15 protein-coding genes are annotated in these 15,773 nt (G+C 53.8%); 3 read left to right on the top strand and 12 right to left on the bottom strand.

From position 1 onward, the window contains the following. Positions 1-28: 28 nt before the first annotated feature. The gene (gene nadS / locus NR302_RS23615) at positions 29-325 is read right to left on the bottom strand and encodes a NadS family protein (protein WP_258145522.1); all 297 of its coding nucleotides are present in this window, start codon (positions 323-325) and stop codon (positions 29-31) included. Positions 326-353: 28 nt separating this feature from the next. After that, positions 354-689, bottom strand: coding sequence for a type II toxin-antitoxin system RelE/ParE family toxin (locus NR302_RS23620; protein WP_374990655.1), 336 nt, complete (start codon positions 687-689; stop codon positions 354-356). Positions 690-879: 190 nt separating this feature from the next. Between NR302_RS23620 and NR302_RS23625 the strand changes: the two genes are divergently transcribed. Further along, a complete protein-coding gene (locus tag NR302_RS23625) occupies positions 880-1,401 on the top strand; it encodes a GNAT family N-acetyltransferase (RefSeq protein WP_154156629.1) in 522 nt (173 codons plus the stop codon). Here NR302_RS23625 and NR302_RS23630 read toward each other — a convergent pair. The 4 genes from NR302_RS23630 to NR302_RS23645 are packed head-to-tail and all read right to left on the bottom strand — an operon-like array spanning position 1,398 to position 6,041. After that, positions 1,398-2,801 (bottom strand): ABC transporter ATP-binding protein, encoded by a 1,404-nt coding sequence (locus NR302_RS23630; protein WP_258145523.1) that lies wholly within the window; start codon positions 2,799-2,801, stop codon positions 1,398-1,400. The genes NR302_RS23625 and NR302_RS23630 overlap by 4 nt on opposite strands. Beyond that, on the bottom strand, positions 2,798-3,583 hold the full coding sequence (locus NR302_RS23635) for an ABC transporter permease (RefSeq protein ID WP_258145524.1): 786 nt from the start codon (positions 3,581-3,583) through the stop codon (positions 2,798-2,800). Before NR302_RS23635 ends, NR302_RS23630 begins: the two co-directional genes overlap by 4 nt. Further along, positions 3,580-4,515, bottom strand: a complete 936-nt coding sequence (locus NR302_RS23640) for an ABC transporter permease (RefSeq protein WP_258145885.1) — start codon at positions 4,513-4,515, stop codon at positions 3,580-3,582. The genes NR302_RS23635 and NR302_RS23640 overlap by 4 nt, the downstream gene beginning before the upstream one ends. After that, positions 4,515-6,041, bottom strand: coding sequence for an ABC transporter substrate-binding protein (locus NR302_RS23645; protein WP_258145525.1), 1,527 nt, complete (start codon positions 6,039-6,041; stop codon positions 4,515-4,517). The genes NR302_RS23640 and NR302_RS23645 overlap by 1 nt, the downstream gene beginning before the upstream one ends. 167 nt (positions 6,042-6,208) lie before the next feature. Here NR302_RS23645 and NR302_RS23650 point away from each other — a divergent pair, with 167 nt between their 5' ends. Beyond that, positions 6,209-6,394 (top strand): tautomerase family protein, encoded by a 186-nt coding sequence (locus NR302_RS23650; RefSeq protein WP_008109189.1) that lies wholly within the window; start codon positions 6,209-6,211, stop codon positions 6,392-6,394. 33 nt (positions 6,395-6,427) lie between these two features. On the opposite strand, the gene NR302_RS23655 is transcribed toward NR302_RS23650, so the two are convergent. Further along, positions 6,428-7,807, bottom strand: coding sequence for a J domain-containing protein (locus NR302_RS23655; protein WP_258145526.1), 1,380 nt, complete (start codon positions 7,805-7,807; stop codon positions 6,428-6,430). Then, a complete protein-coding gene (locus tag NR302_RS23660; RefSeq protein ID WP_258145527.1) occupies positions 7,807-9,504 on the bottom strand; it encodes an Hsp70 family protein in 1,698 nt (565 codons plus the stop codon). The genes NR302_RS23655 and NR302_RS23660 overlap by 1 nt, the downstream gene beginning before the upstream one ends. Before the next feature lie 220 nt (positions 9,505-9,724). Between NR302_RS23660 and NR302_RS23665 the strand changes: the two genes are divergently transcribed. Beyond that, complete coding sequence (locus NR302_RS23665) at positions 9,725-10,465, top strand: GntR family transcriptional regulator (protein WP_154190785.1); 741 nt, start codon at positions 9,725-9,727, stop codon at positions 10,463-10,465. Here the strand turns inward: NR302_RS23665 and NR302_RS23670 are convergent. The 4 genes from NR302_RS23670 to NR302_RS23685 form a co-directional block, all read right to left on the bottom strand. After that, on the bottom strand, positions 10,452-11,432 hold the full coding sequence (locus NR302_RS23670; RefSeq protein WP_258145528.1) for a PfkB family carbohydrate kinase: 981 nt from the start codon (positions 11,430-11,432) through the stop codon (positions 10,452-10,454). The two genes, NR302_RS23665 and NR302_RS23670, sit on opposite strands and share 14 nt — an antisense overlap. Next, positions 11,419-12,441 carry an ADP-ribosylglycohydrolase family protein gene (locus NR302_RS23675; RefSeq protein WP_258145886.1) on the bottom strand — a complete coding sequence of 341 codons (1,023 nt, stop codon included), beginning with the start codon at positions 12,439-12,441 and terminating at the stop codon, positions 11,419-11,421. Before NR302_RS23675 ends, NR302_RS23670 begins: the two co-directional genes overlap by 14 nt. A gap of 17 nt (positions 12,442-12,458) precedes the next feature. After that, the gene (locus tag NR302_RS23680; RefSeq protein WP_008109181.1) at positions 12,459-13,733 is read right to left on the bottom strand and encodes a nucleoside permease; all 1,275 of its coding nucleotides are present in this window, start codon (positions 13,731-13,733) and stop codon (positions 12,459-12,461) included. A 182-nt stretch (positions 13,734-13,915) separates the two neighbouring features. Further along, positions 13,916-15,292: an aldehyde dehydrogenase family protein gene (locus NR302_RS23685; RefSeq protein WP_258145529.1), complete on the bottom strand. Its 1,377-nt coding sequence runs from the start codon at positions 15,290-15,292 to the stop codon at positions 13,916-13,918. Positions 15,293-15,773: the final 481 nt, after the last annotated feature.

Here is a 15,773-nt window from a genome sequence, read left to right on the forward strand (position 1 = left end):
CCATAAATGGCGACCCTACATCAGCACGTTAGATTGCTCGTAGCGCGTTAATCAAAAGTGGCTGCTGTTCAATCAAATAAAGCATTTTTAGGGCTGGCCCTGTTGGGTTTCGGCGCTGCTGCTCCCAGCTGCGAATCAAATCCACACTGACACCCATCGCATCAGCAAACTCAGCTTGTTTAAGACCCGCATTTTTTCTGATGAGTTTTACATCGGGTAGCGCATGACGATGGACGCGGCTTGTTTCAGGGATTTCTTGTCCTTTCTCAATCGCGACCATCTCCTGCATGCTTTCAAGTAAATCGTTAAACAGTTTTTTGTCCATAAATTATCCCATTCTGGCAATGGCAGAATTACAAATTGATTTGCCTTGTGAAAACTTTAAGCATCGCCTTTTCATTCTCATTTAAATCGTCTTTAACGTTTTTAGGATAGATGAGCAGTAAATAAATTCTTCCCGACAGCAGTCTGGTGAAATAAATAATCCGTGTGCCACCTTGCTTGCCCATGCCTGAACGACTCCAACGGATTTTCTTACAACCGCCGGTATCTCTAATCGTGTCACCTAAATCGTGGTGATCGAGTAAATAACACTGTAATTCGTTAAATTCGTCATCATCTTCAAGCAATACTTTGCGCGCCTTAGAGAAAACGCGAGTTTCGATAAACTCCAGATAGCTAATGCTCACTTTAGTCGTACCTCGTACTGTTTTCCAGTAAATTATCGTACAGAGTACTACCCACGAAAATTTGTGATGATACGTTTCGTCCTAAAAGCGATTAGCGGATCAGCCATCAGAATTTCCTATTGTTAAATCCGATGATTCGCGTGCGGCGCAGTGGCATGCTGTGGTTTTCTCCGCTAAGAATCAGGAACATATGGACATTATTCCCGCCCGACCTCATCACGCCGCTGCCATTCAGAAAATCTACGCATGGCATGTGCTGCACGGCACCGCGACTTTTGAAACCGAACCGCCGTCTACGAGCGAAATGCAGAATCGCGTGCAGGATGTGCAGCAGCGCGGCGGTTTTTGGCTGGTGGCGCAGGAGGATGATCAGGTGCTGGGTTATTGCTATCTGGCGCCGTATCGCCCGCGTTATGCCTATCGCTTTACGCTGGAGGATTCGATTTACCTCGATCAGCAGCAAACCGGCAGAGGCATTGGTCGCGCGCTGTTGCAAAAAGCCATTGCGCTAGCGGAAGCGGCAGGATTTCGCCAAATCATCGCGATTATTGGCGATAGCGAGAATGCAGGATCGCTGGGATTACACCGGGCGCTCGGTTTTGAGCACACCGGTGTCATGAAGTCGGTGGGATTCAAACATGGCCGCTGGCTGGACACCGTGGTGATGCAGCGTTCACTTGGTCACGGCGATAGCCAGCCGCCAGAGCGTTAAGCGACGTCCTCCATCGCGATCACCCGATGCGTGCCCTTTTCCAGCAGATCGCGATCGTGGCTCACCAGCAACACCGCGCACTGTTGCTCGCGCGCTAGCGAGGTGATGAGCTGGATGGTTTGCTGCTGCACCAGCGGATCAAGACGCGATGTGGGTTCATCGGCAAACAGAAATACCGGATCCAGCAGCATCACGCGTAACAGCGAGAAGCGCTGCAGCTCGCCGCCCGACAGCGAATCGGGCCAACGCGTCAGCAGTTCCGGCGCCAGCGCCAATTGCTCCATCAGCGCATCCCGCCGCGTGGAGGCAATGCGATGACGTCGCAACACATCGTCGAGGCTTTGCGCCAGTGTGCAGGTCGGCGGAAACAGCGCTGACGGATCCTGATAAATCTTCTGGAATTTCAGCGCATCGACCGCCGCATGACGCGTAACCTTGCCTTGCTGCGGCGTTAACAGACCGAGCAACACATCTCCAAAGCTACTTTTGCCGCTGCCGCTGGCACCGTGTAATCCAACGATTTCGCCGGCGTGCAGCGTGAAGTTTTGCGGCACGCCTAGCGGTTTACCGCCGCGCTGCAAGCGGATGCCCTCAACACTCACCACCGCTTTGCTGCCAACAATGGTTTGTTGCCGTGCAGCCCATGCGGCGGGGTCGGCGGCAAGTAATTCACGCGTGTAACGCTGCTGCGGCGCATGTAGCACCTGTTCCGCCCTGCCCTGCTCGATCACCTTGCCTTTATGCATCACGATAACCTCACCGCCCAACTGACGGGCCAGCGCGATGTCGTGGGTGATGGTGAGCAGTGTGCCGCCGTCGGCCACTTCGCGGCGCAGCAAAGCCGCAACCTCATCGCGACGTGCCACATCCAGCCCTTTGGTTGGCTCATCGGCAATCAGTATCTCCGCGCCGCCTGCACGTGCGGCGGCAAAGGCTGCACGCTGTGCCATCCCGCCGGAGAGTTGCCACGGAAAACGCGGCGCTGCGTCCTGTAAACCAAGCTGCTGTAAATCGCGACGCGCGGCGATTGCGCTGGCGGCTTTCGCCTGTCCTCGTACGTAACGGTAGCCTTCGGCAACCTGCTGCTGTACTGACATGGTTGGATCCAGCGACAGCCACGGTTCCTGCGGCAGCGACGCTAACGTATGGCCCCATAATTCGCGCAACAATCCGGCATCCTGCGGCAGGGTAAAACGTTGTTCGTTGATGATCAGCGTACCGCTGGCCTGCAAATCGTCGGGCAAAACACCCATGATCGCTTGCGCCAGCAGGCTTTTACCTGAACCGGTTTCACCCAGCAAGGTCAGTGGTTGGCCGGGCTCCAAGGTGAAATCAACCGGTTCCACCAGCGTGGCGCTGGCCGTTGTGACGCTAATGCCGGTAACCTGTAATCCTTTCATTTACTCTCCTTTTTCATCAACAGATTCAGGCTGATCAACAGCAGAAACAGTGCGATTACCGGCTGCATTAACAACCATGGCGCTTCCCAGGCGAACGGCAACAGTTCGGTCATCATCAACCCCAGTTCTGGTGTGGGCGGACGAACGCCGACGCTGATAAACCCGAGAGCCGATACCGCCATGATGGCGCTGCTGAAAGAGAACAGTGTCAACGTGGTTAATACCGGCGCTAACGCGGGCCACAGGTGACGACGAAAACGGTAGAACGCCGTGAAACCAAGCAGCTTTGAGGCCTGCATGCCGGGCGCACGCACAACTGGGCGCAGCGTTGCACGCGTGACGCGAAAGAATTCCACCCACAGCACCAGCGAAATCCCCAGCCACAACATGCCGGGAGAATCCGGCGCAATCGCCGCTAGCAGCAGCACCAGCAGCAATCCCGGCAGCGCCAGACACATGTCGCCGAGCATGCTGAGCAGGCGATCCAGCCAACCGCCATACAGCGCGCTTAATACGCCAGCCAGCACGCCCGCGAGCAGCGCACTCATCACACATAATGCAGCGAGGCCAAGCGAAAGGCGCAATGCTGCACTGAGGCGCGGCAGCATGTCGCGACCCAAATGATCAAATCCGAGGAGATTCCCGCCGCTCGGCGCGTGCAGCATCTGCAGCAGATCCTGTTCCAGCGGATCGCCGTGATGAATCAGGGGCAGCAGGAAGGCGAAGCCAAGCAGCAAGCACAACAACAGCAGACCAATAAGACGCGATAATGAAATTGTCATGCGCGTGCTCCTCGGGGATCAAGCAGATGACAACCCGCATCCACCAGCATATTCAGCAGCACGAACAGCAGTCCGAGCGTCATGGCGCTGGCCTGAATCACCGGCACATCGCGGGCAAAGATGGCATGCACCAGCGCGTGACCAATGCCGGGCCAGGCAAACAGCGTTTCCACCACCACCACACCTTCCACCAGCCAGACAAACTGCATGCCAAACCAGGTCAACACCGGCGATGCCAGATTTCGCAAGCCGTGACGGCGCATTAGCGTTGCGGATGCTAACCCCTTCTGCGCGCCCCAGCGGTAATAGCCTGACGTGATAACCTGATACGTGGCTTCGCGCACTACACGCACGCCCACTGCGGTTAAAGACAATGCCAGCGTTAACGATGGCAACAGAAAATGACGCAGCTCGCCGTGCCCGGCGCTGGGCAGCCAATCGAGCTGCAGCGCCAGTAACACAATTAGCAGCATGCCAAGCGCAAAATGCGGCACCGATTTCAGCAGCGCGCTCAGCCAGAACAACGCGCGATCAAGCTTGCCATTGGCGTGACATCCCGCCCAAATGCCAAGCGGCAAGGTGAATAACATCGTCAGGAGAAGCGATGAACCTGCCAACGCCAGCGTTTGACTCAGCTGCCAGCGCAGTTCATCCATCACCGGTTCACCGGAAACCAGCGAGCGACCAAAGTTGAACTGCAGCAGATCGAATAGCCAATGCAGTAACGCGCTGCCCTGCTGCAACGAGCCGCTCAGTTCCTGCTGTACCAGCGCCACCGCGTTGGCATCCACACGATCGTAACCATAACGACCGCTGGCAATGCGCCACGCCATATCGCCGGGCAAGGCCTGCACCAAAAACCAGGTGAGTAAACCGACCGCCAGCACCACGAATGCCGCCTGCGCTAAGCGCCAGCCTAAAAGCTTGATCATCATTGCTCCCACTGCATCTGGCGCAGACCAAAGTGACGCTCGAACGGATCGAGCGTGGCGTTTTTCAACTTGCTGTTGATCGCAGCAGATTGCTGATACCAGGCAATCGGGATCACCGGTAAATCCTGCTGTAAGGAGGCGGTGATCAGGTTACGCGCCTGCGCACGTTCGGCCGCATCGTTGGATTGCGTTAAGGTGTGCAACGCTGCGCTGAAACCGGCTGGATGCCAGTTCATCGCGCCCCAGTCGCCGCCCTTTTCCGCATAATCCTGCAGTAACGTGCCGGTTGGGTCAGGCGTGAGAGCAAAATTACGGGAAAACAGCGCCAGTTGCAGTCGATTGCTGTGATGCTGCGCTGGAATTTCGCTGGCATTGGTGGAGTTGATCTTCACTTCAATACCGACTTTACGCAGCTGCTGCTGGATAACCATCGCCATCAGCGGCAGTTCGGGACGATCGGGGAACGTCAGCAGCGTCACACTGAAGCGCTGGCCGTTGCGCGTTAACACGCCGTCCGCGCCTGATTTCCAGCCCGCCGCTTGCAGCTGTTTTGCCGCCAGTTGCGGATTGAACTGTAGCGGTTGCAGTGCGCTGTTGTGCCATTCGCCCATATTCGGCGGGAATAATTGGCTGGCCGCGCCCGGATAACGTAGCACCGCCATCGCCAGCGCGTTACGATCAATCGCCATGCTGATGGCAGCACGCACCGGCTGTTCAGCTAACAGCGGATCGCCCGCATTGAGTTTTAACATTAGCGTGCGCGGCACCGGAATAGCGGGCAGTTGCAGCGACGGCTTGCGCGCTAAACGCTGACGGCTGGCGGCATCCAGATTGAATACGTAATCCGCGTCGCCGCTTTCCGCCAGCAAGGCGCGGGTTTCGGCGCGTCCGGAAGAGAGATAGCTGGCGGCCGCAATTGCCGGCTTTTCGCCCCAGTAATTGTCAAACCGTTTTACCGCCAAAGATTGCGGCGGCTGGAACGACGTCAGCATAAATGGCCCGCTACCGATGATGCGGGTAATGTTGCCCTGCGCATCCCAACTGGCTAATGCCAGAATCTGGGAACGGCTCTCTGCTAACACCGAAAGCAGTGGCGTAAAAGGTTCGCGCATGGTGATAGTGACGCGCTGCCCTTCCCCACTGATAGCGGTGATTGGCGTTTTATCCAGCAAACCCGCTTTGCTACGCGCGGTATTAAGTGATTTCACCACCGCAGCCGCATCCAGTGGCGATCCATCATGGAAACGCACGTTGGGACGTAGCTGCAATTGCCATTGCAAACCATCATTAGAAACCTGCCAGCTCTGCGCCAGCGCCGGAATGGGCTCGGCGCGTTCGTTCACTTCTACCAGCGTTTCCACTACATCCATACGCAACAGAATGTCGCCGGAGAGCGCCGGATCGGTGCCTTTGATTTCAAACGGCGCCGCAATGCGCACTGGTTTATCCTGATGTTCTGCCGCCATTGAGGCGTAAGAAGCCAGGCCTAACGCCGAAGCGATAAGCAAAATTTTCATTGATTTCATTATGATTTCCGACTGAAACCGCTACATATTAAAAGAGTTAATTACGTTATAACATAACAATACACATTTCAACACAGATTGCCAGTGAAGATTGGTGATTGACGCTGCACGCAGAGCTTTGGCTGCGGTATGCTGAAAACGAACGTTTACTTTAAGGAGCAGCAGAGATGCCAGAAATTGTTGTGTATGCGGCGGAAGGTCGCACGATTGAGCAGAAGAAGAAGTTGTTGAGAGCCGTGACCGCAGCGGTGGCCGATTCGTTTGAGATCGACGCTAATTCGGTGACAGTTTCCATTATCGAAACGCCAAAACACCATAAGTCAAAAGGCGGCGTGCCGTTTGATGAGCGTTGAAAAGCGGTGAGGCAGAAATTTCTGCCTCCCTTTTTACCAGTAAGGGCAAAGCTGCGAAGGTATTTTTATTATTAAAATTAGAAATTTATATAAAAACACACTAAATACCGCAGTCAGTGGCCATGAAATTGGCGCGTAATCTAATCTTTGGATCAAGCGCCATGGCGTGCTGATTAACTGGCTCATCGCAATTCCAGGACGCCTTATACCCTGAACATTTCGCGGCCATACCGACCAAAAGACCAGAAATTCGATGATAAGCAGGAAAACATAAGGCATTCCACCAGGCCATTTTCCGGGTAAGTCGTTAATGATAATAAATAAACCGGAAAAACATAATATGCAAAGCAGTAAGGCTGAGAACAGATATTCTATTGTCAAAAAAGCTTCAAGTATGCGTGGTCGCCGCTTTAAGCCACACATAATCATGTCGCTGATAAAAAGATAAAACAGCACCAATCCCATTCCCATCCAGCCGGTAACCGAAGTGACTAACGCGCCGGGCAGCAGAAAATGGAACATAACCAGCCAGAAAACCACCAGGAAAATACCGCGCCAGCTCAACGTAATCCGCTCAGAACCAATAAACTCCAGCATCGCAGGATTAAGTCGTTCAATGAGTTCGGGGAATGCTGCATATAATCCATTAACCCGCTGTGACATCAGAGCCACCAGTCCGGGCACTAAACGGGCCCAGAAAGGCATCTCCGCTCGATCGCTGAGCAGCAACGTGACGGCAGTCCGCGGCATAAAGCTGCCATTTACACTTTCATTATTGAGCTTTTTCCATGCTTGTTCCCGTTCGGTGTTGCGCACCTGCCAGCCGAGCGCTCTCTGCATTTCATGGGAGATTATATAGACGTTGTAATCATCTAATCCCCATCCGAGGTCATCACTCACCCGTTGCAATAAACCATCCGTGAGTTCAGGTTGTTCAGCGAGCGCGGCAGCCAAATCATTGTGAAACTGCTGCTGTTGCAGCAAATTTCCCTCATTGCAAACGCGCTGGTACAACCCTCTTAGCGATTTAATGCCTTGCATTTCCTCGTCAACCAACAATTTGGCCAGATTTGAGAGTTCACCAGTGGTATAAAGCGGCGTGAGGCTAAACGCATAATCCGCAAGTTTCTCATCCGCTTCCACTACATCTGTCGTTGCCAGCCACTCATCCATTTGTTGTGCATCAATCGCACTATTGAATTCAGCGCAATCCGTTTCTTTCACATCCCTTGTTTCAGCCTGAAGCGCCGCGTCAGCAGCACTGTTTTTAGCCTGCTCAAAAGCTTCTCTCAGCCGCTGATAGCCTTCAGGATCACTTTCAGGCCGATGATTCTTCAGCAGCCGTGAATAAGCGCGACGAATAAGCGCCTCATCCTGTGTAGGTTCTATATCGAGAATATGCCAATGACTCATTACGGAATTACCTCATCAAAGCGGGCCAGTGCCTCAACTACTTTCTGCCTGACATCAGCGATACGCCGCTCATCCTGACTATTTAACGCCAGTTCAAAAGCATGGATAACGTTATCAATCCAGGCACGCTCCTCACCTAGCAGGAACTGATACAAACGCCCCCCACGCGCCAGCAATGCATGGTTTTCCTGACGATCGCGTGGATGTTGCTTTAGTTCTCTCAGCTTGTTTAAGCTCGCTTCAATTTGTTCTGCGCTCATCTGCCCGGGTACCTTTTCAATCACCAGTCGCGAAGGTGTTGCACTCTTATCGTGCTGACACTCAACTTCCAGCAGGCCATCAAGCGTATAGGTGAAACGCACATCTAATGACACGTCTCCCGCTTTACGCGACGGTACATCTATGCGCATTTCACCCAGGTAAATATTATCTTTAACCCGACGACCTTCCCCTTGATAAACCTTTAACAAGACATGTGTTTGATTATCAGCGATGGTGTGAACCGTCTTGCTGCGACTGACCGGAAGCCAGGTATTGCGCTCAATCAGCGGCAGAAAAAATCCCTCCTCCAGCTGACCGTAGCTCTCTTTCACAGTCTCCATACCAAGCGAAAAAGGCATGACATCCGTTAGAATGATGTCTTCAACCGCGCTATCTTTCATTACCATCCCTGCCTGGACACCCGCACCAAGCGCAACAGCTTCATCGGGATGAAGATCATGGCGGGGGAAGCGGCCAAATAGACGAGCAACGGCCTGGCGTACCAACGGCATTCGTGTCGCACCGCCGACTAACAAGACATGATCGAGGTCTCCTAGTGAAAAGCGGGCATCATGCAAAGCCTGAATCACTGGCTGTTGCAGGCGAGTAATTAGCGTCTGGCAACATTCACTAAGCTGTTGTTCATCTAAGGTCCATCGCCATGTTTCACCCAGCCAGATTATCTCTGCGCTGGCCTCATCATGATGACTCAAGCCGCGTTTCAAATTTTCTGCCTGCGCAAGCAACGCGGGTTTGACTGCGGGTAATTCATCTTTCAGTGCAGGGCTCTGAATTAGCATCCACTGGCATATCGCTTCACTGAAGTCATCGCCACCTAGCTGAACGTCGCCGCTACTGGCACGGACTTCGACGACGCCATCAAACATATCAATGATAGAGACATCAAAGGTGCCGCCGCCTAAATCGAAAGTCAGATACTTCTGTTCGCGGTTTTCAAGCAATCCAAAGGCAAGCGAGGCTGCAGTGGGTTCATTCAGCAGTCGCAAAACATTGAGCCCAGCCAGTTTTCCAGCTGTTTTCACGGCGCGTCGCTGCACATCATTGAAATAAGCAGGAACGGTAATCACCGCATCAGAAATCTCCTCGCCCAGCGCGTTTTCTGCATCCTGCTTTAGCTGTCGTAATAGAATTGCGGAGAGCTCTTCAGCGCGAAATGATTGCGAACCGAGAGTTAAAGTTGCTTCGGTGCCCATGTAGCGTTTAAAGCTGGCTTGAGTCAGATGCGGATGAGTGCTGAGACGATGATGTGCGGATTGTCCGATAATGAGGTGACCTTCATCGTCAAGTCCTATAACTGAAGGCGTTAGCAGGCTTCCTGCGGTATTTGCTATTAACTGCGGTTTTCCTTCCCGCCATATCGCTACTGCACTGTTTGTGGTGCCAAGATCAATCCCGATAACCTGTCTGATTGCCATATACATTCCTTTGAAGTTCTGCACCATCAGATGCGCATTTTATGATTGGTATCCCAGGTATAATTATTGATGGGCTTATCGGCGAGACGGCCAGAATCTTTAGCCTTTATCACGAATATGAGTAGAGAAAGCCCGCCGTTGACTGTTGCAATGAATAAAATGCGAAATGTCAGTATCATAGGCGTTATGCCGCTTACCAGAATGAGTGAACCCGCCCGCTATGACCGACCAAACTGCACTTTTTTCGCGGCTGACTTCTACCCTTGCCGATGACAGCCGCACGCCGCTGTACAAACGCTTTGCCACTGCAATTAAAGATGCGGTGCGCGATGGCGTGTTAGTGCATGAAGAGATCCTGCCAAGTGAGCGTGACTTCAGCCAATCGCTGAGCATTTCGCGCATCACCGTGCGTAAAGCCATGGATGCGCTGGAAAAAGAGGGCGTGGTGTTGCGTTCTCGTGGCTACGGCACGCAGATCTGCAGCCAGTTTGAGTATTCGCTTAAAGAACCGAAAGGCTTGTCGCAACAAGCGGTATTGCGCGGTAAAAAGCCCGACACAGTGTGGATTAACAAAAGCAAAATCCATTGCGACGCAGAAATCGCCGAAAAGCTGGGATTGAGTACAGGCAGCGAGGTGTATTTGCTGAAGCGTATTCGCTATGTCGATCAGCAAGCGGTGTCGGTGGAAGAATCCTGGGTGCCGGCGCGCTATATCGCCGATGCGGATGAGATTGGGATTTCACTGTACGACTATTTCCACCAGCAGCAAATTCTGCCGGTGACGTCACAAAGCAGAGTGAGTGCTCGCATGCCAGATGAGGCGCTCCAGCAGCAGATCGCCCTACCCGACAACGTGCCTGTTTTGGTGATCAAGCAGCTGGCGTTAGATGCGCAGGGCAATCCGCTGGAGTACAGCATTAGCTACTGTCGTAGCGATATGTATGTGTTTATTGCGGAGTAAGGCGCTGCTGCCAATAAGCCGTTAACGTGACGCGATCGGGCGCGCAATCGCCGCCCCGTTGTGACACCACATAAGACGCCACCGCATTGCCCAGCGCGACGCTTTCTGCCAGCGACCAACCCGATGCCAATCCCGCCAATAATCCACCCGCGTGGCTGTCGCCTGCGCCGATGGTATCGACCACTTTTGTCGGCAATGCCGGTATCCAACCTTGCGTATTCGCGTCCACGAAGCCGGCACCTTCGCTATCGAGTCGCACCACCATCGCGCCACCAAAACGCTGCTGCCAGCGCGTCATTAACAGTTGCGCATCAAAGGGTTCTTTTTGATTCAAACGCTCATGCCACAACAGTTCGGCTTCCTGTCTGTTCACTGTAATCAGTGGATGGCGCGCCATAATGCGTTCAAATTGCACGTCACCGATATCCGCCAGACGCGGACCGAAATCCACCAGCAGCTGATACGGCTGGCTTTGCTGCTCCAGCCAGTCGATCAGCACATCACCGCTTTTGCTAGTGAGCTGATAGCCAGAAAGGTAGATCCAGCGATTAGCCGGCTGCGGCAGCGTATCGAGCAGCGCCGCATCCCACTGATTTTCCACGCCGCTCACTGATAGAAAGGTGCGCTCGCCATCAGGTTCCACTAACGCCAAACACCAGCCGTTATCGCCTTTCGCGGTTTCCAACACGCTGTGAATGCCATATTCCGTCAGCTTCTGCCGCACAATGCTCGCCCATGTGCCGTTGCCAAGCGGCAGCGCGTTGATGGACGGGATGCCAAGGCGGTGCAGCGCAATCGCTACATTCAGCGCGCAGCCGCCCACGTTGACGCCCTGCTGGTGGAGCTCAATATCGCTGCCACGATGTGGCAACGAGTAAGCATCAGCAATCACATCAACCACCGCCGCGCCTATCACGCATACCGGCAGACGGCCTTCAAGTCTCTTCAGATCATCAGGCGTCAACATAGGCGGCCTCGCGCTGCTGGCGGAAGCGCGTGAATGCGGCGCTGTAGCGGGTGAAATCCAGCGCGTTAGTGGCATCCAGCTCGGCTTTCAAGGCAACATCGATGCTGTCGATGCCATGCAGCGCGCCGCAAATCGCCACCGCCATCGCGCCGATGGTATCGGTATCGCCGCCGAGGTTAGCGCAAAGGATCGCGCAGCGATTCGGATCGGTCTCGGCCAATTCAACCATCGCAATCGCCGCCGGTACCGATTCGATGGTGCTGGTGCCGGTTCCAACCAGATCGTAAATCTGCTGCATAGTCGATTCCACGCCCCTGCCCTGCGCGACAACGTTCATCGCCAGTTCGAGGCGTGCTGCCATTGATGCGCTAAAGGTGGTAACACGCTTTTCCTGCGCCGCGCGTGCAATCGCTGGAAGTTCATCGCGGATCGTTGCCCAACTGGCTCCATCAATAGCGCGCGAAACCGCCCACGCAATCACCGTTGCGCCGGAAATCGCGACATCCGATTTATGCGTTGGGCTTGACGCCAGTGCGACGGCATCAATGAAAGCGGATAAATCGCGTGCTGGCAGCAGACAGCCGAGCGGCGACACACGCATCGCTGCGCCGTTGGTCATGCCGTTATTTTCCAGCTGCGACACTGGTGTGCCGGCTTTCATGGCGTTGAGCGCGATTTTTGAAGTCGGCCCGAGCACGTTCTTGTTGAAGGCATCAAACGACTCGGCCCAGTGCAAAATATTCGCGCCAATGGTTTCAGCATTGATCTCGCCATCGTGAGTGACGATCGCATCAGCCAATGCCAGCGCCATGGACGTGTCATCGGTAAAGGCCGCCCGGCCAAAGTAGCAGGCGGCATTGTTTTCAGCCGGACCGGGCAGGAAGCGATCGATCCAGCCAAAGTGCTGCTTCACGCGCGTTCTTGGCCACAATTCCGATGGCATGCCCATCGCATCGCCCAGCGCCTGCCCGTAAAACGCGCCTAAAATCCGTTTTTCTTGCGTTGTCATCGTCATGGTGAAATCCCTTATTTATGGCTGTCAGCAGTTGCTGAATTATCGAAAGCGGTAAGTTCATCGCTGCGTTTTTTGCCGTCACGGAACAGGACGATAAAGGCGATGGTGATCATTACGATCATCACGCTGCCAAACATCCACATGCCGGCCCAGTTGAAAGTCTGCCCGTTGCGCGGTTGGTCGTAGGCGAACATTTCCTGCATCAGGTAGCCACCAAGGCGGTAACCGAGCAGGCTGCCGATGCCCTGACAGGCCAGTGTGATCAGCCCTTGCGCGGCATTACGCATCGCCACTGGCGCTTTCTTATCTACGTAGATGTAAGCGGTGATGAAATAGAAATCGTAGCTGACGCCATGCAGCAGAATGCCCATGAACAGCAAGCCATACGTCAGCATGTTTTGATCGCCGCCGAACACGAAGAACACGTAGCGCAACGCGGCGGTGGTTAATCCCAGCAGCAGCACTTTGCCGATGCCAAAGCGTTTAATGAAGAACGGCAGCGCCAGCAGGAAGAAGATTTCCGAAACCTGGCCAAGTGTCATCCAGCCGGTGGCATGCGGCAAGCCGACTTCCGTCAGGTAGCCTTCGGCAAAGATGTAATAAAACGCCAGCGGCATGCTGAACAGGAAGGAGCAGACGAAGAATACGAGGAAGCTGCGATCCTTTAGCAGATGCAGCGCATCCAGGCCAAGCGCTACGCGCAGGCTGAATTTGCCGGTGCTTTTCGGCTCGGTCGCGGGTAACGTCAGGGCAAAAATGCCGAGCAACAGCGAGCTTGCTGCGGTGATCAATAACGGTACGTTGCTGGCTGAAATATCGCCATAGCCCAGCAGCGGCGGAAGGAAGCCACAAACGATGCCGGACGCGATCCAGCCAAGTGTGCCCATGACGCGAATGCGCGGGTAATCACGCTCCACATCAGCAACGTGTGAAAACGCGATGCTGTTGGTTAAGGCGATGGTTGGCATGTAAGTGAGCGCATACAGCAACAACAGCGGGAAGAAGCCGCCGAAGTGTGTTTGCTGGGCTGCGAAGAACATCAGAATGGATCCGACGATGGTGAGTAGCGACAACACTTTTTGCGCCTGGAAGAAGCGATCGGCCAGCGATCCGACAAGGATCGGCGACAGGATGGCGGCTATTGAAGTACAGGCGTAGCACCAGGCGATCTCAACTGGCGAGAAGCCGTTTTTGCTGAGAAATGCCCAGAGCGGTACAAACCATGCGCCCCAGATAAACCACTCAAGAAACATCATGAACGACAGTTTTGGGATTGTTGTTTTCATTTAAAAGGACTCCCCGGTGTAGGTGGGGCCAATCTAACACCAGTAATAATACCTTTATAATACCATTGGTGGATTTTTTGAACTCGTCCACAACATTTTAACCGATGTGCAACGGTTTGAGGCGGGAGGTAACTAGATGCGGTGGATATGAATGAGGGCGCGAATAACGCGCCCGGTAATAGTTAGCGGCGGTTTTTCCATACCGTCTGAATGTTGCAGAATTCGTGGACACCAAAGCTCGACAGTTCACGACCATAGCCGCTTTTCTTAACGCCACCAATCGCAACCCGCGGATCGGACGCGCCATTGCCGTTGATAAACACCGCGCCGGTTTCCAGTTTCTCCGCCAGTTCGTTGGCCAGCGCTTCATTGCCGCTCCACACTGTTGCACTGAGGCCGAATTCGCTGTCGTTAGCCAGCTCAAGGGCGTGTTGTGCATCGCGAGCGACGGTGATTGCAGCAACCGGACCAAAGATTTCCTGCTGGAAAGCGGTCATGGCTGGTGTGACATCAGCGAGGATCGTTGGGGCGTAATAGTTGCCTGGGCCGTCGATCTTATGGCCGCCTAATACCAGACGGGCGCCTTCCTTGATGGTCTGCTGCACCTGATTATCCAGCTCATCACGCAGATCGTAACGCGCCATAGGGCCGATGTAAGTTTCTTCTGCCAAAGGATCGCCGATCCTCAATGCCTGCACCGCTGCGCTGAAACGCGCCTCAAACGCTTCTGCGACGCTTTCTTCAATGATGAAGCGCTTGGCTGCCATGCAGACCTGTCCGGTGTTCTGGTAGCGTCCTGTGACCGCTGAGGCCACTGCAGCATCAAGGTCTGCATCCGCCAGCACAATGAAAGGATCCGCGCCGCCCAGTTCCAGCACGGTTTTTTTCAATACTGCACCGGCTTGCGCTGCAATAGCTCCGCCTGCACGCACGCTGCCGGTTACCGCTACAGCCGCAATACGCGGATCTTTGATTGCTGTCGAAACGCCATCGTTATCGACGTTGATCACGGTAAAGCCGCCTTTAGGCAGATCGGTGGCGTCAAACAGTGACGACATCAGGTTGGCGGATCCCATTACGCTTGGTGCATGTTTCAGTACATAGGTATTACCCGCCAGCAACATGCTGACTGCGCCGCGCAGAACCTGCCAGTAAGGGAAGTTCCATGGCATCACTGCAAGGATCACGCCGAGCGGGCGAAACGATTGCCACGCTTGCTGGTTTTCCACCAGCGTGGGTTTGTCGGCAAGGATCGCTGGGCCGTGTTCTGCATACCAGTCGCAGAGATTGGCGCATTTCAGTACTTCAGCACGTGCCTGAGCGATAGGCTTGCCCATTTCCAGCGTAGCCATAGTTGCCAGCTCATCCTGACGTTGGCGAATCTGTTCAGCCAATTGACGCAGCACTTTGACTCGTTGCGGCATTGTCGTATAGCGCCACTCTGCGAAGGCATCAGCACTTTGCTGCAATGCGGCTTCCAGCTCGGCTGCGCTCTGCAGCGGATAGGTCGCGAGAATTTCGCCAGTAGTAGGGTTGCGGGAAATAACGTTGTCAGTCATGAAAGATGTCCTCGTCATAAGTGATGTGATGTTCAATGGTGCTTACCTTACGCCGGGTGGAGGTTTCTTAAAAATGAATAATAATGAGGAAGTTGTTCATTTATGGAGAATTATAAGGATCCTGGTCGCATATAACTGATTATTTGGTGGGATCGAATAGGATGTCATCGCGATGCGGTTGTTTTAAACGTTTTGCGTGTCCAAAGCCGCTTCAGTCCTGGCGTTATTAAGTTATACAGTGAATAGATCTTAAAGAAAGATCATATAGAGATCTTAAAGAGATCCTAAGAGATCCCCGATCGTCGCAGGCCGCACCCCACAAGGGCTCAGAAGGTGATCGCGTTCACTATAATGAGTAAAGTGTTCACTGGAGTCAGTAGTTTATTCACTATAGAGAGTAGAATGTTCACTATAAACAGTGTTAATGTTCACTGTAATCAGAAAACGACCCTTTTCATCCACAGAATGAAGATCTCAGGCT

The organism is Pantoea sp. SOD02 (assembly GCF_024707505.1).
Taxonomy (GTDB): domain Bacteria; phylum Pseudomonadota; class Gammaproteobacteria; order Enterobacterales; family Enterobacteriaceae; genus Pantoea; species Pantoea symbiotica.